Here is a 21,174-nt window from a genome sequence, read left to right on the forward strand (position 1 = left end):
GCTCGAAGGAGCACCATGCGACGTACCGCCCGTCTGCTCACCGGCACCGCGCTCGCCCTCGCGGCCGCCGGTCTCGCCGCCGCGCCCGCCGCGCACGCGGCCGGGGAGGACGACGACGTCGTGGTGTACCCGGCCTCCGTCCTGCCGGGCGGGCAGGTCACCGTGCACGCGGCGGCGTGCGGCGGCCACGGTACGGCCACGGGTGACGCCGACGCGGTGGGCGGCGGTTCCTTCCCGCTGACGTCCGACGCGACCGCGGGCGTCGCGAGCGGCCGGTTCGAGGTGCCGACGGGCGCGCAGCCGGGGACGTACGAGATCGTCGCGAAGTGCGGCGGGGGCGGGCGGGAGGTCTCGGGCGACCTGGTCGTCTCGATGGACCCGGCCGGTGAGCGGGTGCGCCCCAGAGGAAGTGTCAAGACGGGGGTCGGCGGCGCGTTGGGCCCCGATCCCGTGCAGACCGCGGCCGGCGTGACGGCTCTCGCCGTCGCCGCCGCGGGCGGTACCTGGCTCCTGCATCGCCGGGCGAGAGGCGACGGGATCTGACGGGCACCCTCCGCTGCCCGTCGCCGGTACCGCATCTCCCCTCCCCCTCCGAGTCCGACGCCCCTCGCGGCCCGGAGGGGGTACGGGGTTCTCGTCCCAGCTCAGGAGGAGGGTCCGCCATGCGCAGGTTCGGCGTGTCCGGGATCGGCACGTCCCGGTTCGGCGCACGCGCAGCCGACGCTACGGAAACGGGTGCGCCCGGGACCGGCACCCCCGCGTTCCGCAGGCGCGGCAGCCGGCGTCGGTTCGGCAACCTGGTCATAGGCGCCGTCACCGCGGTGGCCCTGGGCTCGGGCGCGTGGCTGCTGCGCAGCGGCACCGAGGGACACCCGCCGCCGCAGCCGTCCGCGGCCCAGGCGCACTCGGCGCGGGACGGCGACCGGCCCGGCGTCCCCGCGCTGGCGCCCTCGCCGCCCGAACGCATCCGCATTCCCGCGATCCGCGTCGACGCCCCCCTCATGGGGCTCGGCCTGACCCCGGCGGGCAGCCTCGACGTGCCGCCCGCCGCGGAGCGCAACCTCGCCGGCTGGTACGAGGCCGGCACCGCGCCGGGCGAGACGGGCACGGCGATCGTCGCGGGCCACGTCGACAACGCCGACGGGCCGGCCGTCTTCTATCGTCTCGGCGCCCTGAAGAAGGGCGCCGCCGTGGAGGTGGACCGGCGGGACCGCAGCGTCGCCGTCTTCACCGTGGACGCCGTGGAGGTCTACGACGCAGGGCACTTCCCCGACGAGAAGGTGTACGGCGCGGCGAAGCGGCCCGAGCTGCGGGTGATCACCTGCGGCGGGGGCTACTCACGGGCGACCGGCTACCGGGGCAACGTGGTCGTCTTCGCGCACCTGACCGGCAGCCGCTGACGGCGTCGGGCCACTCACGGCCGGCACGTCGGTCGGGCCGGCCAGGACCCTGCGGGCGAGGCCGGTCTGCAGCCGGGTGAGGCCGCGCCCGAGCCACGGCATCAGCAGCAGGAAACCGAGCCCGCCCACGACCGCGTGGAACGCCCAGGCGCCAGCGAAGGTGGGCCCGCCCCACGCGTCGGAGTAGTCGGAGCCGGCCCGCAGGGGCCAGCCCAGGTTCATCGGCACCAGTGACCAGCCGTACAGCGTCACCGCGGCCGTGACCAGGTTGAGCGGCGCGGCGAGCAGCGCGTGGGCCAGCCCGGCGCGCGGTCCGCCCGCGAGGTCGGTGCCCAGCAGCCGCCGTATCAGGGCGCGCTGCCACCGGCCCGTCGGCGCCCCGCACAAGGCCAGGGGGACGCACGCCAGGCCCACCGGGAAGGCGATCACCTGGTAGGCGGCACGACGCCAGGTGCCGGCGGTGAACGGCTCGCCCACGATGCCCCGGGCGCGGGCGGCGGCCGCGCGCACCGGGATGCGCCGGGTGCTGTTCGTCGTCCTGTCCGTCGTCCTGTCCGTCGTGGTGGCCATCGTGGTTCCCCCTGTGTGAGCCGGTGCGACTGTGGTGACACCAGGCTCGCGCGGCCCCCGGTCGTAGACGATGGTGCCTACACGAGACCCCGGGGTCGGGTTGACCCCACCCCGGCGCACCCGTCCCCGCCTCACACCCCCCGCCCTCCGGTACTGAGGGCAGCGTTCCGCACGGGAAACAGGGGGGATGCTGCCGGGTAACACCGACCCCGCACGCTCCTGGACATGACCTCGAATACGCGTGTGGTGGTGATCGGCGCCGGGCTCGCGGGCGTCCGTCTCGCCCGGCGGCTCGGCGAGCTCGGCACGCCCGTCACGCTGATCGGCGAGGAGGAGCACCGCCCGTACAACCGGGTGCTGCTCGCCGAGGTGCTCGCGGGCCGTTACAGCCCCGACGTGATCGCGCTGCCGGGAGTCGCACCCGCGGAACCGGTCCGCGCCCGGGTCACCGGCATCGACCGGGCCGCGCGGACCGTCAGGTGCGCGGACGGGACCGTGATCGGGTACGGCACGCTGGTGCTGGCCACCGGCTCCAACCCGGTGCTGCCGCCGCTGCGCGGTCTGTTCACCGGCGAGCGGCACGAACTGCCCGAGGGCGTGCACGCGTTCCGCACGATGGACGACTGCCTGGGGCTTTCGAAGGCCGTGCGGCCTGGTGTGCGGGCGGTGGTCATCGGCGGCGGGCTCCTCGGAGTGTCCGCCGCGCGGGCGCTGGCCCGGCGTGGGGCGCAGGTCGTCCTCGCCCAGCAGTCCGAGCGCCTGATGGAACGTCAGCTCGACCCGACCGCGTCCCGGCTCGTGCGCCGGCATCTGGCTGAGCTGGGCGTCGAGGTGCACACCGAGTGCCGGGTGCGGGACGTGCGCTGCGTCGGCGGCGCGGTCCGCTCGGTCGAACTGCACGACGGCTACGCGCTCGACGCCGACCTGGTGGTGCTGGCCTGCGGGGTCCACCCGAGGGTGGGCCTCGCCCGGGCCGCCGGGCTGGAGGTCCGCAAGGGCGTCGTCGTCGACGCCGGACTGCGCACCTCCGACCCGCACATCCGGGCGATCGGCGACTGCGCGCAGCACGAAGACACCGTGTACGGGCTGGCCGCCCCGGCGCTCGAACAGGCCGACGTGCTGGCCGAGTCGCTGGCCGGGGACGCGAACGCCCGGTACAGCGGAACCCGTTCGCTGACCCGGCTCACCCTCGCCGGGCAGGCCGGCTTCGACCCCGCCGAGCACGGCAGCTTCGGCCCCGCCGGGCACGCCGACTTCGACCTCGCCGCGTTCGGCGAGACGGAGGCCCGCCCCGGCGACGACGTCGTGCAGCTCGCCGACGCCACCCGCGGCACCTACCGCAAGGTCGTCGTCCGCGACGACCGCCTGGTCGGCGGGGTCCTCGTCGGCGAACTCGGCACCGTCGGCGCGCTCGCCCGCGCCTGGGAGGGGGCGGAGCCGCTGCCCTCCGACGGCGGCCCCCTGCTCCACCTGCTCACCAACGATGGAGGCTCCTGAATGACCGCCACCCCGGGGGCCACCCCCACGATCGTGCTCGTCGGCCACGGCATGGTCGGCCAGCGCTTCCTCGAGGCGCTCGCCGAGCGCGGCCTGACCGCCACGCACCGCGTGGTCGTGCTGTGCGAGGAACCGCGTCCCGCGTACGACCGGGTGCGGCTCACCTCCTACTTCTCGGGCCGCACACCCGAAGAACTGTCCCTGACGGACATGGAGTTCATCGAGTCGCACGGCATCGAACTGCACGTCGGCGACCCGGCGGAGAGCGTCGACCGGGCGGCGCGGAAGGTGACCGCCCGCTCCGGTCTCGTCGTCGGCTACGACGTGCTGGTGCTGGCCACCGGCTCCTACCCGTTCGTCCCGCCGGTGCCCGGAAAGGACGCCGAGGGCTGCTTCGTATACCGCACCATCGAGGACCTGCTCGCCATCGAGGAGTACGCGAAGCGGCGCGCGACGAGCGGCGCGGTGGTCGGCGGCGGACTGCTCGGCCTGGAGGCCGCAGGCGCGCTGAAGGGGCTCGGACTCGACGCGCACATCGTGGAGTTCGCGCCGCGCCTGATGCCGGTCCAGGTCGACGAGGGCGGCGGCGCGGCGCTGCTGCGCACCATCGAGGAGATGGGGCTGAGCGTCCACACCGGCGTCGGCACGCAGGAGATCCTGACGGACGCCGCCGGCGCGGTCACCGGCATGAGACTGTCCGACGGCTCCGAACTCGTCACCGACATGGTGGTGTTCAGCGCCGGGGTGCGTCCCCGCGACCAACTGGCCCGCGCCTCGGGCCTGACGGTCGGCGAGCGCGGCGGCATCGCGGTCGACGAGCGGTGCCGGACCGTCGCCGACCCGCACGTGTTCGCGATCGGCGAGTGCGCGCTGGCCGTCGACGGCCGGGTGTACGGCCTGGTCGCCCCCGGCTACGAGCAGGCCGAGACGGCCGCCGCGACGATCGCCGAGGACGAGGCCGGGCAGCCGGGGTTCACCGGCGCCGACCTGTCGACCAAGCTGAAGCTGCTCGGCGTGGACGTGGCGTCCTTCGGCGACGCGCACGGCACGGCCGAGGACTGCCTGGACGTCGTCTACTCCGACTCCCGCGCGGGCCTGTACAAGAAGCTGGTGATCGGCCGCGACGGCACGCTGCTCGGCGGCATCCTGGTCGGCGACGCGGAGGCGTACGGCACGCTGCGCGCGCTGACCGGGTCGGTGCCGCCGGTATCGCCCGAGTCGCTGGTGCTGCCCGCCGGTTCGGGCGGCGGCGCCCAGCTCGGCCCGTCCGCCCTCCCGGACGAGGCGATCATCTGCTCGTGCCACAACGTGTCCAAGGGCACCATCCGCGGCGCGGTCACCGAGCACCGGTGCACGACCGTGCCCGAGGTGAAGAAGTGCACCAAGGCCGGTACCGGCTGCGGCAGTTGCGTGAAGGTGCTGGGCCAGCTGGTGACCGCCGAGCTGGAGGCGAGCGGCGTCGAGGTCGACAAGGGCCTGTGCGGCTGCTTCTCCCAGACCCGCGAGGAGCTGTACGAGATCGTCCTCGCCCTGCGCGTCAACACCTACCAGGAACTGCTCGACCGCTACGGCCGCGACGGCGCCCGGGGCGGCGACGGCTGCGAGGTCTGCAAGCCGGCCGTCGCCTCGGTCATCGCCTCCCTCGCCCCGACGATCGGCGCGAGCGGCTACGTCCTGGACGGCGAGCAGGCGGCCCTGCAGGACAGCAACGACCACTTCCTGGCCAACCTCCAGAAGAACGGCTCGTACTCGGTCGTGCCGCGCATCCCCGGCGGTGAGATCACCCCCGAGGGCCTGATCGTGATCGGGGAGATCGCCCGCGACTTCGGCCTCTACACGAAAATCACCGGTGGCCAGCGGATCGACCTGTTCGGCGCCCGCGTCGAGCAACTGCCGCTGATCTGGGCGCGGTTGGTGGACGCCGGCTTCGAGTCGGGCCACGCCTACGGCAAGGCGCTGCGCACCGTGAAGTCCTGCGTCGGGCAGACCTGGTGCCGTTACGGCGTCCAGGACTCGGTGCGCATGGCGATCGACCTGGAGCTGCGCTACCGGGGCCTGCGCTCCCCGCACAAGCTGAAGTCGGCGGTGTCGGGCTGCGCCCGCGAGTGCGCGGAGGCCCAGTCCAAGGACTTCGGCGTCATCGCCACCGCGAGCGGCTGGAACCTGTACGTCGGCGGCAACGGCGGCGCCACCCCGCGCCACGCGGACCTGCTCGCCCAGGACCTGTCCGACGCGGAACTGGTCCGCCTGATCGACCGGTTCCTGATGTTCTACATCCGCACCGCCGACCGCCTGGAGCGCACCTCGGCCTGGCTGGAGCGGATCCCCGGCGGGCTGGACCACGTACGGGAGGTGGTCGTGGAGGACTCCCTCGGCATCTGCGAGGAGCTGGAGTCCCTGATGGCCGCGCACGTCGCGAACTACCGCGACGAGTGGGCCGAGACCATCAACGACCCCGAGAAGCTGGCCCGGTTCGTGTCCTTCGTCAACGCGCCCGACACCCCCGACCCGGTCGTCGGCTTCGTGCCCGAGCGCGGCCAGATCAAGCCCGACCTGCCGCTGCTGTCCATCGGCATGCGTCCCACCGAAGACGTCACCGAAGACCTCACCGAAGACCTCCTGGAAGGAAGCGCCCGGCGATGACCCTGGCACCCGAGACCCTGGCACCCGAGACCACCGACCTGAAGATCCAGCTCCGGCTGGACGACGACTGGTTCACGGTCTGCGAGCTCGACCGGCTGCTCCCCGGCCGGGGCGTGGCCGCCCTGCTGCCGGACGGCCGCCAGGCCGCCCTGTTCCGCGACCGCGACGGCCGGCTGTACGGCATCGACAACCGCGACCCGTTCTGCGGCGCGGCGGTGCTCTCCCGCGGGCTGACCGGCAGCCACCAGGGCCGCCCGTTCGTCGCCTCCCCTCTGCTGAAGCAGCGGTTCGACCTGGCGTCGGGGCAGTGCCTGGACGACGAGTCGGTGCGGGTGACCACGTACCGGGTACGGGCCGCCTGAGAACGGACTGCGAACGGAGCCCCGCGGGCCGCGCTGTCTACCAGGCGCGCATCGGTTCCCCCGCCACGAGCTGCGAGACGAATCCCCGGGGTCCCCGTGCCGGTTCGCCGAGGACGGTGACGCGGTGCATGACGCGTTCGGCGTCGAGGTGACCGAAGTCGGTGGGGGCGAGGTGGCAGGTGGTGCGGTTGTCCCAGAAGGCGATGGAGCCGGGCTCCCAGCGGAAGCGGACGGTGTACTCGGCGCTGGTCAGGTGCTGGAAGAGCAGGTCCAGCAGGTGGCGGCTCTCCAGCTCGGTGAACCCGGTGACGCGGGTGGTCGAGCCCGGGCTGACGAACAGCGCCTTCTCGCCGGTCTCGGGGTGGACGCGGACCACCGGGTGGACGGCGGCCTGCGGGTCCTCGCAGTAGATCTTGAGGATCTCGCGGTCCCGCTCGTCGGAGTGGCGCAGATGGACGGCGGTGAAGAAGGCGTGCTCCGCCGTCAGCCCGTCCACGAACTCCCGCACCGGCGCGGAGAGGCCCTCGTACGCGGCGACGGTGTTGGTCCACTGGGTGTCGCCGCCGAAGGCCGGGGTCTTCTCGGCGCGCAGGATGGACAGGCTGGGCGGGTTGACGGCCTGGGTCAGGTCGCTGTGCCAGCCGGCCAGCGGGGAGAGCCACTTGCGGCGGTAGTGCTCCTCGAAGTCGGGGCCGTAGCGCTCGGTGTCGCGCTTGGGGTCGACGGTGAGGATCTCCGGGTGGCCCTCGGGGTGGACGCCGTGCTTCTTGCCGGGGCGCCGGGTCAGCGCGCCGAAGCGGCGGCCGAAGGCGATGTGCTGGGCGTGGGTGAGGTCCTGGCCGCGGAAGAACACCACACGGTGGGTCAGGACCGCCTGGCGGATCTCCCGCACCGTGGTTTCGTCGAGCTCGTCACGGAGGTCGACGCCCGAGATCTCGGCGCCGATGCGGCCGGCGGCCTGCCGGACGGTGATTCTGGTGAGCTGCGCGCTGTTCGGCACGGTGCTGCCTTTCCGGAGGGGTGGACAGGGATGGGTGTCCGAGAGCGGTCCGCCGGCGCACGGGTCCTGCGTCGTTCAGGCCGCGTGCGCCGCCCACTGCGCCCACAGCGGGAGCAGCAGCAGCGCGACGACCGAGCTCTTGACGACCAGGGCGGCGGACATGTCGACCCCGACGTCGTAGCGCTGGGCGAAGATGAACAGGTTCTGCGGCGCGGGCATCGCCGCGATCAGGACGAGGTAGCCGAGCCACTGGCCGCCGACGCCGAAGAGGTCGTGGCAGACCAGGTAGGTGATCAGCGGGAACGCGACACACTTGAAGGCGATGATCCACATCTCCTCCCGGGTGGTGCCCCGCACCCTCAGGCCGCTGCCGCCGAGGTGCAGTCCCAGGGCGAACAGCGCCACGGGCGAAGCGCTGTCGCCGACGAACGAGAAGCTGTCGAGCACCACTCCCGGCACGGTCACGGGCATCAGGTTGAGCACGATGCCGGCGTTGCAGGCGACGACGACGGGGGTCATCAGGGAGGCGGTGACGGCGGAGCCGAGCCGTCGTGCGGGGCTGCCGACCCGGTCCGGGCGCCCCAGCTCCATGATCGAGATGACGACCAGGGACAGCACGCAGACCTGGAACAGCAGGACGGGGAAGATCGGTGCCGCGTTCCCGAACAGCATGATGAACACCGGCACGGCGAAGTAGGCCGTGTTCACCTGGACGGCCGCCATGATGCGCAGCGCCACACCGCGGGGATCGCGGACTCCGGTGGCCGCGGCCACCGCCCCGGTGAGGAGGGCCGCGACGGCGGCCGCGGCCGCGTAGCCGGTGATCGCCCGCCAGTCGAACAGCTTCCCCAGGTCGCTGCGGTAGATGTTGCCGAACAGGAAGCAGGGCACGGCGAAGAGGAAGGCGTAGTCCGCGAAGACCTTCGAACTCTCGGCGGGCACCACCTTCCGCCTCGCGAGGACGACCCCGCAGCCGAAGGCCAGCACCACCGGCGCCAGCTTCTCCACAGCATCCACCGCTCCCATGCACGTGCCCCCGCTCTCCGTTACCGCATGCTCACGTCGACGCGTCCCTCGACCAGCTCCCGGTATCCGGAGACGATCCCGCGCAGTACGTCATTGCCGCCGAGGTCGTAGTAATGATCACCGATGCGGCTGACCGGCAGGATCTCGCAGGCGGTGCCGCACAGGAACGCGCCGTCCGCCTCACCCGCGAACTCCGGCGGCAGGTCGCCGACCACGCAGGCGATGCCCTCCCGCTCGGCGATCGCCAGCACGCACGCCCGGGTGATGCCCTCGATGGTGCAGCGGGTCGTCGGGGTGTGCAGCACGCCGTTCCGGGTGAAGAACAGGTGCGCTCCGGTCGCCTCGACGAAGTTGCCGCGGTCGTCGAGGAGGAGCGCGTCGTCGAAGCCGGCGCGCAGTGCCTCGTTCTTGCTGACCGTGCCGATCATGTAGTTGCCAGCCGCCTTGCTCTTGACCGGCGCGTACTCGGGCGAGGGGCGGCGGTAGCGGCCGATCACCAGCGAGATGCCCTTCTGCAGGGCGTCCGTGGCGGCGTAGTAGCCCTCCGGGAGCTCCCAGGCGGCCACCGAGGTGTGGACGCTCGTCCTCAGCGCGGCGGTCTGGATGATCTCCGAGCCGCGCCAGGCGTTCATCCGGACGTAGCCCTCGGTGATGCCCGCCTCGGCGACGACCGCGCGGGTCGCCTCGTGGAGTTCGCCGGCGCCGTACTCGAGGTCGAAGTCGAGGATGCGGGCGGAGGCGCCCAGCCGGGCGATGTGTTCCTTCAGCATGAAGGGCCTGCCGCCGTAGACGCGGATGCCCTCGAAGATGCTGGAGGCGTAGTGCAGTCCGTGACTGAGCACGTGCAGTTTCGCGTCGGCCCAGTCCACGAGGGCGCCGTCGTACCAGATCCTGCCGGTGCGCTGGTCGAAGGGGATCACGGGGTGCCTCTCAGAGCGCCAGGTCGAAGAGCGGGTGCTGGAGGTCGCCGACGAGGGCGACGAAGCGGCGCTGGTGGTGGGTGAGGGCACGCACCGAAACCCCGTGCAGGGCGAGGGGGTTGATGGGGTACATCACCAGGGTGTTGCTCCGGTAGGGGACGGTGGTGACCTCCTCGACGTAGCTCGGGTCGATGTCGAAGCGGTTGTCGCCGTACTCGGAGGCGCTGGTGTGGAACTTGTGCGCGCCGGGCCGGTACTTGTAGAGGACGAGGTCGCCGCCTTCGGTGTCGTCCTCGGGCAGGCGCATGTAGAAGAGGCCGCCGAAGAGTTTGTACGGCTTGTCGACGTGCGGTCCGCGGTAGGAGGACGGCCTGCCGGTGACGGCGGAGTTGATGACGGCCGTGCAGTCCATGAGGATGTCGTGGGTCTCGAAGGTGTCCCGGTTGCGGCGGCCCACGCGCAGCTCGCGCAGCGGGCCGGTCTGCTCCTCGGCGGTGGGGAGATGGGCGAGCAGGTCCTCCTGGAACAGGTCGAGGAACTGCCGGTAGAAGGCGGGCGAGGCGTGGTGGGTCACGAAGTCCTTCCACACCCGCGCCATCGCCGGATCGGCCAGGATCGGCTCCGACATGTAGTTGTAGCGCTCGTTGGAGGTGATCGGCTTGCCGATCCGCTCGCCGATGTACTCGGCGGTCGGCATCGACTTGGCCAGGGCGTCGTAGAGGTCCTGCGGCAGCGCGTCGCGGACGACGACGTGCGGGAACGGGTCGCGGCGTATGTCGTCCCGGGTGACGCCGTCCAGCACGGAGGTGATGGCGGGCGTGGTCTCGGTGGCGTCGGTCATCGGCTCGCTCTTTCCGGGAGGGGGGCGGGGGTGAGGCCGCGGGCGCGCAGCCATGTCTCCAGTACCAGGAGGGACCAGAGGAGTTCGGCGGCGTGCGCTGCGGGGTTCTCGGTCTGGGTGCGGAAGACGTCCTGGACGGTGTCCTGCCGGACGTAGTCGCGGCAGCGGGCGTCGCGGCCGAGGAGGAGGTCGCCGATCATGTCGTACAGCGCCTCCCCCGGCCTGATCATCGCGGTGACGGGCAGGGTGAACGGCTGCTTGGGCCGCTCGACGATGCTCCGCGGCACCCAGCGCCGTGCGGCTTCGGCCACCGGCGCCTTCACGCTGTCGCCGGCCACCTTGACGTGGGCGGGAGTCGCGCGGGCCAGCCGCATCACGGACGGCTGGAGGAACGGGATGCGGGCCTCCACCGAGTGGGCCATGCTCAGGTGGTCGACGCGGCGCAGGATGTAGTAGGGGAACCGCTGCTCCTGGTCGTAGCGCAGCAGGGTCTCCAGCTTGCCGTGCTGCCCCGAGCGGACCCGGCGGTCGAGTTCGTCGCCGCTGCGGTCGCCGAACAGGCCTCCCGCATCCTTGACGTGGGCCAGGTAGTCGGGGGTGTAGAGCCGGTCGAGGGCGGCCGTGTCGGCCACCGCCATGGTGCCCTGGTAGGTGCGGTGCCAGGTGGCGGCGCCGTCCCGGTCGGCCTTGACGAACCGGGCGTACCCGGCGAAGAGTTCGTCGGCCCCGTCGCCGGTCAGGGCCACCTTGAAGCCGGCCTGGTGGACGGCCTCGAAGAGGGCGAACGTGCTCAGGCCGTGCGGGGCGTTGTTGGGCTGGTCGAGGTGGCGGACGTACCGCTCGACGAGTTCGGGGAAGCCGGCCGGGTCGAGGAGCACCTGGTGGTGCTGGGTGCCGCAGTGGCGGGCGACCTCGGCGGCGTGATGGCGTTCGTCGGCCGGCCAGTCGCCGTGGTAGGCGATGTTGAAGGAGGCGACCTCGGGAACCAGGTGGGCGGCGAGGGCCGTGGTGTAGCTGGAGTCCAGCCCGCCGCTGGTGATGACGCAGACGGGGACGTCGGCGTCGAGCATCCGGCCCATCTCGGTGCGCAGCAGCTCGTCGAGGAGTCCGGCCGCGGCCGCGACGGTCGGCTCGCCGCCGGGCCAGGCGGGCTCCGCGGGTGGCAGCGGTGTGCGGGTGAGCGTCGTCCGCCCGTCGGTGAAGCGCAGGGTGGAGCCGGGCTCCAGGGTGCGGACCCGGGGGTGGACGGTGCCCGGTCCCCAGACGGCCTTGCCGCCGAGGTAGCGGTCGACGGCGAGCGGGTCGAGTTCGCCGGGGAAGTCGGGGAAGCGGCTGAGGGCCGTCAGTTCGGAGGCGAAGCGCAGCCGGCGGCCGTCGGCGGACAGGTAGTAGTAGAGCGACTTCATGCCGGCGTGGTCGGTGAAGAGCTTGAGGACGGGTTCCTCGCGCTCGTCGACGAGCGCCACGGCGAACATGCCCTCCAGGCGGGAGGTGAACGCGTCCCCGTACAGCTCGTACAGCGGCAGCAGGACGTCGCCGTCGCAGTCGCCGTCGAAGGTGTACCCGTGTGCGGCGAGCTCGGCGCGCAGTTGCCGGTGGTTGTAGATCTCGCCGTTGAACACGCAGGTCAGCCGGGTGCGCCGGAAGGGCTGGTGGCCGGATTCGACGCCCTGGACGGCCAGCCGGTCGGTGCCGAGCGCCCACCCGTCGCCGCGCCGGACGGTCTGTTCGTCGGGTCCGCCCGGGAGCATCGCCGCGGCCACCGCCTCCAGTACGCCGGGGGCGGCGCGTTCGCCGCCGAAGCAGCCGTAGATGCGGCACATGGGTCAGGCCTCCTTGACCGGGACGGCGCCCGCGGGTTCCAGGGCGAGGCCGGCGGAGCGGGTGCCGCTCTGGCGGGCCCGCGGATGGTGCCGGCCGAGGAACTCGGTCACGATCTCCACCTGCCGCAGGATGTCGTCGAGCTGCTCGGGGGTGGGGCTGACGCCGTGGCCGTCGAGGGCGCTGTTGCCCGTCTTGAGATGGACGGGTGCGGCGGCGCGGACGATGTCGGGGGCCTCGTAGGTGCGGATGAACCCGCCGGACGCCCTGGGGTTGTCCACGTGGCAGTCCAGCGGGATCGCGACCGCCTGCCGGAGGGCCGCGATCATGGGCAGGGTCAGGTCACGTACCGGGTTGAAGCTGTCCGCGCCGAGCATCTCCAGCATCTGCGCCGAGGCCGGGTTGCCCTGTCCGCAGTGCGCGGAGACCTTCAGGTGGATGCCGGCGGGCAGTTCGCCGGCGGTGCGCAGGCGTCCGAGCACCCACAGCAGGCCCTCGTCGTAGACGACGAAGCCGCGTACGCCCAGGCCGATGCCGCGTTTGACGTCCTCGACGGCCCGGACGATCTGCTCCTGGCCGCGCAGCCGGTAGGCGATGCGGGAGCCTTCCGGGGTCTGGACGCTGCCGCCGATGTCGTAGGCGGCGCGCGGTCCGACCGACATGAGGATCTCGGCCCCGTACTCCTCGCCCAGGGCGACGTACTCGCCGATCTCGCGGGCCGTGTGCCGGCACATGCCGCGGGTCTCGGTGATCCGGTTGATGGTGAAGCCCCGGCGGCGGCTCTCGGTGAGCAGCGTCTCGGCGGCCCGGACGGAGTTCACGGTGGGCACCTCGATGCGGAAGTGCCCACCGTCGGGGAACGTCCCGCCGGAGTCGGGGACGCGCTGCGGGTCCCCTTCGGGCAGGCCCAACCGGGCGAGCTGCCTGCGGGTCTGGTCGTAGAAGGCGGTGGTGGCCGTCATCCGGTCCCCGGTCGTGGCCGTCATCCGGTCACCTCGAAGCCGAGCCGGTCGGCCATGCCGCGGACGATGTCCTCGGCGATGCGGATCGATGTCGCACGGTCGGCGTGCACGACCTGCACCTCGCCGAAGTTGCCGAGGTTGCCCCGGCAGGGGACGAGCGTGTCGCCGTCGGGGAAGCGGACGGTGAACGCGTGCAGACTGTCGCCGTACTCGGCGGCGGCCCAGTCGAGGCCGGGCACGCGGTCGGGTTTCGGGACGGTGTCGGCGGCGCCGAACCAGCGGACGGTCGCGTAGTGGGTGAAGGCGCTCGGGCCGCGCTCGACCGGCTCGTCCAGGTGGATGCGTACCAGCAGTTCGAAGATGTCCCCGCCGCCGGCGAGCCGGAACAGGTTCGGCAGGCAGGAGCCCATCAGGCGCGGGTTGACCTCGATGAGCCGGGGCGTGCCGTCCGCGCCGAGCATGATCTCCACGTGGAAGATGCCGAGCCGCAGGCCGAGCGCGCCGACGACGGCTTCGGCGAACTCCATCACACGGTCGTGCTCGTCGGCGGTGATGCCCGCCGGGATCGTCGTACCGGTCTCCAGGGCCTCGTGGCGGTGCCAGGTGGAGCGCTCGCTGACGGCCAGCCGCAGGAACCGGCCGTGGGAGAGGCCGATCTCGGCGGACAGGAAGCGTCCGCCGAGGTACTCCTCGACGAGGATGCCCGCCGCGTAGACGGCCTCGTCGGCGCGTCCGAGGACGTCGGCCAGGTGCCGCTCGTCGGCGACGACGTGCGCGCCCTCGCTGCCGGAGCCCCGGGCGGGTTTGACGACGACCGGGTAGCCGGTGGCGGCCGCGAAGGCGGTGGCCTCCTCCGCGCCGTCGACGACGGCGTGCCGGGTGCGGTCGACGCCGGCTTCCGCGAGGATCCGGCGGCAGCGGTCCTTCTGCTTGGCGGCGGCCGCGGCGGCGGCGTCGGTGAACGGCACCCCGAGTTCCTCGGCGATCCGGGCGACGGGGACCACCAGCGCGTCGACGGTGGCGACGAACCCGTCGACCGGCCGCTCCCGGTGGACGGCCCGGACGCAGGCGAGCAGGGCGTCGGGATCGGTGGCGTCCTTCAGGACGTGCACCCGGTCGACGAACCGGGCGTAGGGGGAGGCTTCGAAGTCGATGTTCTGGGCCTGCTCCATGAGCAGGGAGCGGATGAGGGTCACGTGGTGGCCGAGCCGCTTGGCCGCCTCGAACGCCGGGGCGTTGCCGGCCTTCCAGGTCACGAAGACCACGTGCCGTCCGCTGCCCTGCCGGTCCGTCGGGTGGTGTGGGTCTGTCATGGGGTTCTCCTCGCGAACCGCTGGCCGATGCGGACGAAGCCCGGGGTGGCGGTACCGGGTGTGGGAATGAAGGAGATGGAACCGGCGAGGATGTTCTTCTCGGAGATGGAGCTGAACCCGCCCGCGCCGGACAGGACGAGGTCCCCTTCGTCCAGGCACTGCCAGCCGCCGTCCGGCCGGCGTTCGGAGTAGGCGTAGCGCAGGTGCTCGGCGCCGCGCTCGACGTGCAGCCGGTAGCCGTCGGAGGCGTACAGCCCGGGGCAGTCGTCGAGGTCCATCTCGAACGGGCGGCCGGTGCGGATGAGTCCCTCGCCGGTGAAGGCCCGCAGCACGTCCTCGTAGAGGCCGAACACCGGGTAGGCGTTGGCGAGCAGGAGCAGGAAGGAACGCTCCTCGGGGAAGATCTGGACGAAGTTGTGGTGGCCGCTGCCGTTGGAGTTGAAGCCGAAGGCGGCCGGGCCGAACATCAGCCAGCCCAGGCCCCAGGCGTGCATGAAGTGGTGGCCGGGGACGGGGATCTGCGGTGTGCGCATCTGCCGGGCGAGCCCGGCGGACAGCAGGCGCTCGCCGTCGGGGGTGACGCCGTCGTTCACCGCGAGCAGGGCGATCTTCGCCAGTTCCGCCAGGGTGAGGCAGACGGAGAACGAGCCGGCGGCGTCGTCGGCGACGGTCTGCCTCGGCGGGTCGTGGCGCAGGTACTGCTTGACCTGTTCGGTCCATACGTAGCCGGTGGAGACGGTGCGCCCGTAGTGGCCGTCCTCGGTGCGGGTCGGCGGGATCTCCTCGATGCCGAGCGGGGTGAGCAGCAGCTCGTTGACCGCGCGGCGCCAGGGGATCCCGAGGAGCTTCTCGATCACGGCGGCGACGATCGAGGTGCCGACCGCCGAGTAGGCGAAGACCTCGCCGGGCTCGAAGAGCTGGCCGTAGCCGGCCAGGGTGTCCAGGTAGGCGTCGAGGTCGGGCAGGTCGGTGTCGTGCCAGACCTCGTAGGAGTCGTCGACGCCGCTGGTGTGCGACAGCAGGTGCCGCAGGGTGACCTCGACGGTGCGGCCGTCGCGGCGGCGGAACGCCCGCGGCAGCAGTTCGTGGAGCGGCTCGTCGAGGCCGATCAGTCCGCGGTCGACGAGGCGCAGCGCGACGAAGGCCAGCATGGGCTTGGTGATGCAGGTGACGCGCTGCCGGGTCCGGGGCCCGTACGGGGTGCGCGCGGCGGTGTCGGTGACACCGTGGTAGGTCAGCTCCAGCGTGCCGTCGAGGTACACCGCGGTGCCCGCGCCGGGGACGCCGTGGCCCCGGGCGGACTGGCGGAGGGTGTCGGCGACGGCGCGCAGCCGCGCGGAGGCGCCGGCGGGGGCCTGGGGGCCGGCCGCCCGCTCGCGGGTGCGGCGCAGCAGTGCCGCCTGCTCCGCCAGGGTGCGGTGGCCGTGGATCTCCGCCACCCGGACGGGCCGGCCGGCGACGTCGGACAGGCTGGCCGCGAGCAGGGTGGCCAGCAGGGAGTGGCCGCCGACCGAGAAGAAGTCCAGGTCGGAGGAGATGCCGCGCAGGCCGAGGAGTTCGGCCCACACCCGGGCGACGCGGGCCTCGTCGGGGTCGTCGCCGGTGAACACGGCGGCGGTGTCCGTGCCCCGGCCGACCGCGCGGGCGGCGAGGGCCGTACGGTCGACCTTGCCGTTGGGCAGACGGGGCAGCCGGTCCTCGATGACGATCTCGGCGGGCTGCATGTAGTGCGGCAGCTTGGCGCGCAGATGGGCGGCCACCGCCTCGGCGGTCACCTCGGCGCCGTCGCTGCCCACGTGGCAGACCAGCCGGGTGTCGGTGCCGGTACGCACGGCCAGGGCCGCGATGTCGCGCAGGCCCACCACCTCGCGGACCACCGATTCGATCTCGCCGAGTTCGATGCGGAAGCCGCGCACCTTGACCTGGTTGTCCTTGCGGCCGAGGAAGCGGAGTTCGCCGTCCTCGGTCCAGCGTGCCAGGTCGCCGGTGCGGTACAGCCGTCCGCCGGGTACCGGGCCGAGGTGCGCCGGGGCGGTCGTGAACACGGCCGCGGTGCGCTCGGGGTCGTTGATGTAGCCGCCGGCCAGGCCGTCGCCGCCGAGGTGGAGCTCGCCCGTGGCGCCGTGCGGGACGGGCCTGCCGTCGGCGTCGAGCAGGTAGGCGACGGTGTTGTGGACCGGGACGCCGATCGAGGGGGTCTCGGTGGTCGGGCCGGTGAAGCACTTCCACGTCGAGTAGGTGGTGTCCTCCGACGGCCCGTACAGGTTGTGGAGCCGCCGCACGCCCGTGGTGGCGAACGCGGCGTTCACCAGCTCCTTCGACAGCGACTCCCCCGCGACGTTGAGCACCCGCACCGACGCGGGCACGGCCGCGCGCTGGAGCAGCACGTTCAGGGCGCTCGGCACGGTGTTGACCAGGGTCGGGCGCAGCCCCTCGTCCTCGGTGAGCGCGAGGACGTTGTCCACGACGACCACGCAGCCGCCGCGGGTGAGCGGGGCCCACAGTTCGTACACCGACAGATCGAAGTTGAGGGAGGTGGAGAACAGCACCCGGGCCAGGTCCTCGTGTGTGTACGTGGCCTCGGACCAGGCCAGCAGCGCCACCACGTTGCGGTGGCCGATCACCACGCCCTTGGGCAGGCCGGTCGAGCCGGAGGTGTAGATGAGGTGGGTGGCGGCCTCCGGGCCGACGGTGACGTCCGGCGGGGTGTCGTCCTCGGCGAACGACTTCTCCCACAGCTCCGCCCACGGCAGCGGGGTCGCGGACACGCCGGCGAGCCAGTCGGGGGTGTCGTCCGCGTCGTGGACGACGGCGGCCATGTCGGCCGTCGCGGCGATGGCGGTCAGCCGGTCGGCGGGGTAGGCCGGGTCGAGGGGGACGTAGGCGCAGCCCGCCTTGTGGATGGCCAGCAGCAGGACGACGGCGCGGTGGGTGCGGGGCAGCGAGAGGCCGATCCGGGAGCCGGGGGCGATCCCGAGAGCACCGAGTGCGCGCGCCATCCGGTTCGCCCGCTGGTCGAGCCGGCGGTACGTCAGCACCGAGCCGCGCCACTCGACGGCCGGGGCGTCGGGGGTGCGGGCGGCCTGGGCCTCGACGAGGGCGTGCAGGGTGGTGCCGCGGTCGTAGGGGCGGGCGGTGTCGTTGAACTCCCGCAGGAGACGGCGGGTCTCGCGCTCGGAGAGCAGCGGCAGGTCCGCGACGGGCGTCCGCGGGTGCTGTTCGGCGTGGCGCAGCAGGGTGTCGAGGTTGGCGGCCATGCGCTCGACCAGTTCCGGGGTGAACAGCCCGCGGTCGTAGTGCAGGGTGAACCGGGCCGCGTGGCCGGCGGTTTCGGAGATGTCGAGGAGGAGCGCGAAGCCCTCGGGGAGGCCGGTCGTGGCGCCGTCGGAGTGGACGGTGCCGGCCCGCAGACCGCCGCCGAGGCCGGCCGGTTCGCCGGGCGCGGCGGCGCGGGCCGCTTCGCGGTACCGGGCGCCGAGGGCGGCTGCCAGGGCGGTCAGGGTCGGCTCCCGGGTGTCGTGGGAGCGAACGGCCGCGGGCCGGTCGAGGGGCGCACCGCCGGGTCCGCCCGCGCGGGCCAGGGCGATGTCGTCCTGGCCGCTGTAGCGGTGCAGGAGCACCGTGAAGGCGGCGTGCGCCAGGTCCGCGAGAGCGGTCCCGGGGGCCGCGGCCGGTGGCGCGGTGGTGCCGGCGCCGCGGCCGGCGGCCCAGGAGTGGCTCCCGGCGCCCGCGGGCGGCACGGCCCCGTCGGCGATGTCGCGGACGGGCAGCTGCAGCGCCGGGGCCCCGGTCACCGATGCGGGTGCCGCGGCTGCCGGTGCCGCAGTGGACAAGGCGGCGGTATTTTCGTCCACTGTCACGTTCTCCTCGTAGTCGTTCATTCGCTTTCCGCACGGAATATGCGCATCCCCTGTTTGCGGGCATGCCGAACACGCTCAGGCCGTTCCATGGGCGCGCCGCAATTCGATGAGGGCGGCGATGAAATCGAAACGTTCCGTACGGCGCCTCGTGCCGAATTACGGCCGCGACGGAAAGAGCGTCGGAGCAATGGTGGAACCGTGCGGAATCACCCGAGTCGCCGGGACATTCCGCGGATGTTTTTCCGGGTCAGGCCGCGACCGGGTCGGAGGCGGCCCCGCTGCCTCGCACGGCCCAGTTGACGACGGGCGGCATGGCGGCCCCGACGATCGCGAAGCCGACGGCCATGACGATCCAGCCGAGGGCGCCGTGCTGGATGACGAGCCAGGTCAGCAGGGCGGGAGCGATCATCTTGCCCAGGTCCGCCCCCATGGCGTAGGTGCCCTGGTACTGGCCCTGGGCGTGCTCGGGCGCCAGCCCGAACGACATGCCCCAACTGCCGGCGGACTGCCGGATCTCACCCAGGACGTGGGCGAGGGCGCCGACCAGGAGCAGCACGCCGGCGACCGCGGCGGAGGCGCCGCCGGTCAGCGCGAACACGATGCAGGCGACCGCGAGACACAGTGATCCGGAGCGCGAGGCCCTGGCGGCCGCGGGCGGCTCGTCCGTCCCGCGCGCCGCCCTGACCTGGAGCAGCACCACCGCGACGGTGTTGGTGAAGAGGATGGCCGCGATGATCCACCTGGGGGCGTGGGTGTGGCGCAGCACCCACAGCGGCAGGACCACGTCGAGCAGCAGGTTGTGCATCGACAGCAGCCCGTCCAGCACGATGAAGGTCAGGTACGGCCGGTCCCTGAGCACGATCAGCGCGGGCCCCGGCCGGGCCGGCTGCGCGGGGACGGGGGGCAGGAGCAGGGTGAGCAGTCCGGTGGTCAGGTACGTGGCGGCGTTGAAGGCGACGGCCAGCTTGTACGCCCCGACCGAGTCGACGGCCAGCAGCATGCCGGCCAGCGCCGCGCCGACGGTGACACTGACGTTGCTGGTGGCCCGCAGATAGGCGCGTACGGAGACCCGCTGCTCAGCGGGGACGAGGCCCGCGACCATGGCCATCCTGGCGCTGCGGCTGGCACTGTAGGCGACGCCCTGAACGCTGACCACCGCGACGTACTGGGCGAATCCGTCCACCACGAGGAGGGCCGCGGTGAGCGGCCCGAGGGCGATGAACGACCAGATCTGGACGGAGCGCGGGCCGACCCGGTCGGCCAGGTGGCCCGTCGGGGTGCTGACCGCGAGGGCGGTGCCGGCGGCTGTCCCGACGCCGATGCCGAACTGGCCGGGCGACAGGTGCAGGACGGTGGTCGCGTAGATGGCGTTCAGCGCCATCCAGAGCCCCTGGCCGAGCGTGTGGACCAGGGTGACGCCGGTGAGGACGCGAGCGGGGCCCGGTGCCGGGAGGAGGCGGCTCAGCATGCGCCGGCCGTTCCGCCCGCTGCGCACCTGCGGTCCAGCGGCACGGACGGCCCATCGGATTCCGGAGGGTGTAACCGGACAGCTCTTTTCGCGCACGTCAGGATCACTGACACGCCCCCACCTCTCGTTCAGCGCCATTGCCAACGACAAGATTCGGGTAATTCCCCCGTGTTTAGGAGACCGAGGTTTTCGGCCTCGCTGGCTCTATCGAATCGGGGTATCCGCTCGACTGTCCAGGAAATTACATGTGACGCCGGTCACATGTCGCCGAATCCGCGGGTATGGCAAAGCCTGGAGAAAATATGGGCTTCCCCGGTTGCCGCGGCAAAGCTCCGGCCTTATCGGCCGGCCCGGACACGGCGCACCCGCCGGCCCACGCGGGCGGTCACGCGTACGTCACCCCGGTCAGCCGCTCGGAGGCGGCCCACAGCCGCTGGCCCATCGTGTCGTCGACGGTCCACGGCGCCCGCCAGGACGGGGCGGGCGCGCCGCGCCACATCGCGAAGGACGGGCCGGTGAAGGAGTCGGGGCGCACGCCGGGGGCGGTGACGGCGTACAGGACGGGCAGCGCGCCCGCCTCGGCCGACTGCGCGAGGAGCCGGTTGCCGAGCGTGACGAACCGTTCGGCCGTCCGCCGTCCCGCCATCCGGGGACCGGCGGCCTGGAGGTTGGTGGCCGCGTATCCGGGGTGGGCGGCGGCCGCCACCACGTCCGCGTCGTGCGCCGCGAACCGGCGCGCGAGCTCGTGCGTGAAGAGCAGGTTGGCGGTCTTGGAGCGGGCGTAGGCGAGCCAGCGGTGGTAGCGGCGCTCGCTGTTGAGGTCGCGGATGTCGATGTTGGCCAGCGCGTGCATCAGGCTGGAGACGGTCACCACGCGGGCGCCGGGGGTGGCCAGCAGGAAGGGCGCGAGCAGTCCGGTGAGCGCGAAGTGCCCCAGGTGGTTGACGCCGAACTGGGTCTCGAACCCGTCCGCGGTCGTCCCGTACGGCAGCGCCATCACCCCGGCGTTGTTGACCAGCAGGTCGAGCCGCTCGTGGCGGAAGCCGTCCGCGAACTCCCGGACGGAGCGCAGGTCGGCCAGGTCGAGCCGGGCGCACTCGACCGCCGCGCCCGGCACCTCGCCGGCGATCCGGCCGGCCGCCGCCGCACTGCGTGCCTCGCTGCGGCAGGCCAGCACCACGTGGGCGCCCCGGCGCGCCAGCTCCCGTGCGGTGACGTAGCCGAGCCCGCTGTTGGCGCCGGTGACGACGGCGGTCCGGCCGCTCTGGTCGGGTACGGCGCTCACGTTCCAGCCGGTCATCGGCAGTCTCCCTCGGACGGGTCCGGGCGGGTGCCCGGGTCTCCAACGTACGGAAACCTACGGAAGGGGCGGCACCCCCGCACAAGGGTGCCGCCCCTTCTGGTGAGGTCCGGAGCCGCCCCCGATCGGTCTGGTCGGGGACCGGAGACGGCTCCGGAGCGGGTGGAGGGCCGGTGAGGGAGGCCGGCCCT

The 21,174-nt window shown here is 72.8% G+C and carries 16 protein-coding genes; 5 read left to right on the forward strand and 11 right to left on the reverse strand.

What is annotated here, in order from left to right:
• Positions 1-15 precede the first annotated feature (15 nt).
• Positions 16-543 carry a hypothetical protein gene (locus ACZ5GT_RS11415; RefSeq protein ID WP_469019144.1) on the forward strand — a complete coding sequence of 176 codons (528 nt, stop codon included), beginning with the start codon at positions 16-18 and terminating at the stop codon, positions 541-543.
• Positions 544-662: 119 nt separating this feature from the next.
• Positions 663-1,400, forward strand: coding sequence for a class F sortase (locus tag ACZ5GT_RS11420; protein ID WP_469019147.1), 738 nt, complete (start codon positions 663-665; stop codon positions 1,398-1,400).
• Here the strand turns inward: ACZ5GT_RS11420 and ACZ5GT_RS11425 are convergent.
• A complete protein-coding gene (locus tag ACZ5GT_RS11425) occupies positions 1,338-1,970 on the reverse strand; it encodes a hypothetical protein (protein ID WP_469019149.1) in 633 nt (210 codons plus the stop codon). The two genes, ACZ5GT_RS11420 and ACZ5GT_RS11425, sit on opposite strands and share 63 nt — an antisense overlap.
• A gap of 225 nt (positions 1,971-2,195) precedes the next feature.
• On the opposite strand from ACZ5GT_RS11425, the gene ACZ5GT_RS11430 reads away from it, so the two are divergent.
• Genes ACZ5GT_RS11430 through nirD form a run of 3 tightly spaced genes read left to right on the forward strand, consistent with a single transcriptional unit; the run spans position 2,196 to position 6,472 of the window.
• Positions 2,196-3,467 (forward strand): NAD(P)/FAD-dependent oxidoreductase, encoded by a 1,272-nt coding sequence (locus tag ACZ5GT_RS11430; RefSeq protein WP_469019152.1) that lies wholly within the window; start codon positions 2,196-2,198, stop codon positions 3,465-3,467.
• Positions 3,468-6,110 carry a nitrite reductase large subunit NirB gene (nirB, locus tag ACZ5GT_RS11435; protein WP_469019157.1) on the forward strand — a complete coding sequence of 881 codons (2,643 nt, stop codon included), beginning with the start codon at positions 3,468-3,470 and terminating at the stop codon, positions 6,108-6,110.
• Positions 6,107-6,472 (forward strand): nitrite reductase small subunit NirD, encoded by a 366-nt coding sequence (gene nirD / locus ACZ5GT_RS11440; protein WP_469019160.1) that lies wholly within the window; start codon positions 6,107-6,109, stop codon positions 6,470-6,472. Before nirB ends, nirD begins: the two co-directional genes overlap by 4 nt.
• Positions 6,473-6,509: 37 nt before the next feature.
• Here nirD and ACZ5GT_RS11445 read toward each other — a convergent pair whose 3' ends face one another.
• The 10 genes from ACZ5GT_RS11445 to ACZ5GT_RS11490 all read right to left on the reverse strand — a co-directional run bounded on the left by ACZ5GT_RS11445 (position 6,510) and on the right by ACZ5GT_RS11490 (position 20,983).
• Positions 6,510-7,472 (reverse strand): TauD/TfdA dioxygenase family protein, encoded by a 963-nt coding sequence (locus ACZ5GT_RS11445; RefSeq protein ID WP_469019163.1) that lies wholly within the window; start codon positions 7,470-7,472, stop codon positions 6,510-6,512.
• A gap of 75 nt (positions 7,473-7,547) precedes the next feature.
• On the reverse strand, positions 7,548-8,498 hold the full coding sequence (locus ACZ5GT_RS11450; protein ID WP_469019166.1) for an AEC family transporter: 951 nt from the start codon (positions 8,496-8,498) through the stop codon (positions 7,548-7,550).
• Positions 8,499-8,518: 20 nt separating this feature from the next.
• On the reverse strand, positions 8,519-9,418 hold the full coding sequence (locus ACZ5GT_RS11455; protein WP_469019169.1) for an aminotransferase class IV: 900 nt from the start codon (positions 9,416-9,418) through the stop codon (positions 8,519-8,521).
• 10 nt (positions 9,419-9,428) lie between these two features.
• A complete protein-coding gene (locus tag ACZ5GT_RS11460) occupies positions 9,429-10,259 on the reverse strand; it encodes a hypothetical protein (protein WP_469019175.1) in 831 nt (276 codons plus the stop codon).
• Entirely contained in the window at positions 10,256-12,082 is a 1,827-nt protein-coding gene (asnB, locus tag ACZ5GT_RS11465) for an asparagine synthase (glutamine-hydrolyzing) (protein WP_469019178.1), read from the reverse strand. The genes ACZ5GT_RS11460 and asnB overlap by 4 nt, the downstream gene beginning before the upstream one ends.
• Before the next feature lie 3 nt (positions 12,083-12,085).
• Complete coding sequence (locus tag ACZ5GT_RS11470; RefSeq protein WP_469019181.1) at positions 12,086-13,066, reverse strand: peptidase; 981 nt, start codon at positions 13,064-13,066, stop codon at positions 12,086-12,088.
• Complete coding sequence (locus ACZ5GT_RS11475) at positions 13,063-14,355, reverse strand: ATP-grasp domain-containing protein (RefSeq protein WP_469019184.1); 1,293 nt, start codon at positions 14,353-14,355, stop codon at positions 13,063-13,065. Before ACZ5GT_RS11475 ends, ACZ5GT_RS11470 begins: the two co-directional genes overlap by 4 nt.
• Complete coding sequence (locus tag ACZ5GT_RS11480) at positions 14,352-18,236, reverse strand: non-ribosomal peptide synthetase (RefSeq protein ID WP_469019187.1); 3,885 nt, start codon at positions 18,234-18,236, stop codon at positions 14,352-14,354. Before ACZ5GT_RS11480 ends, ACZ5GT_RS11475 begins: the two co-directional genes overlap by 4 nt.
• A gap of 226 nt (positions 18,237-18,462) precedes the next feature.
• A complete protein-coding gene (locus ACZ5GT_RS11485) occupies positions 18,463-19,683 on the reverse strand; it encodes an MFS transporter (RefSeq protein WP_469019194.1) in 1,221 nt (406 codons plus the stop codon).
• Positions 19,684-20,068: 385 nt separating this feature from the next.
• Positions 20,069-20,983 carry an oxidoreductase gene (locus ACZ5GT_RS11490; RefSeq protein ID WP_469019197.1) on the reverse strand — a complete coding sequence of 305 codons (915 nt, stop codon included), beginning with the start codon at positions 20,981-20,983 and terminating at the stop codon, positions 20,069-20,071.
• Between the last annotated feature and the right edge of the window lie 191 nt (positions 20,984-21,174).

This window comes from Streptomyces sp. NPDC031340 (assembly GCF_055569945.1).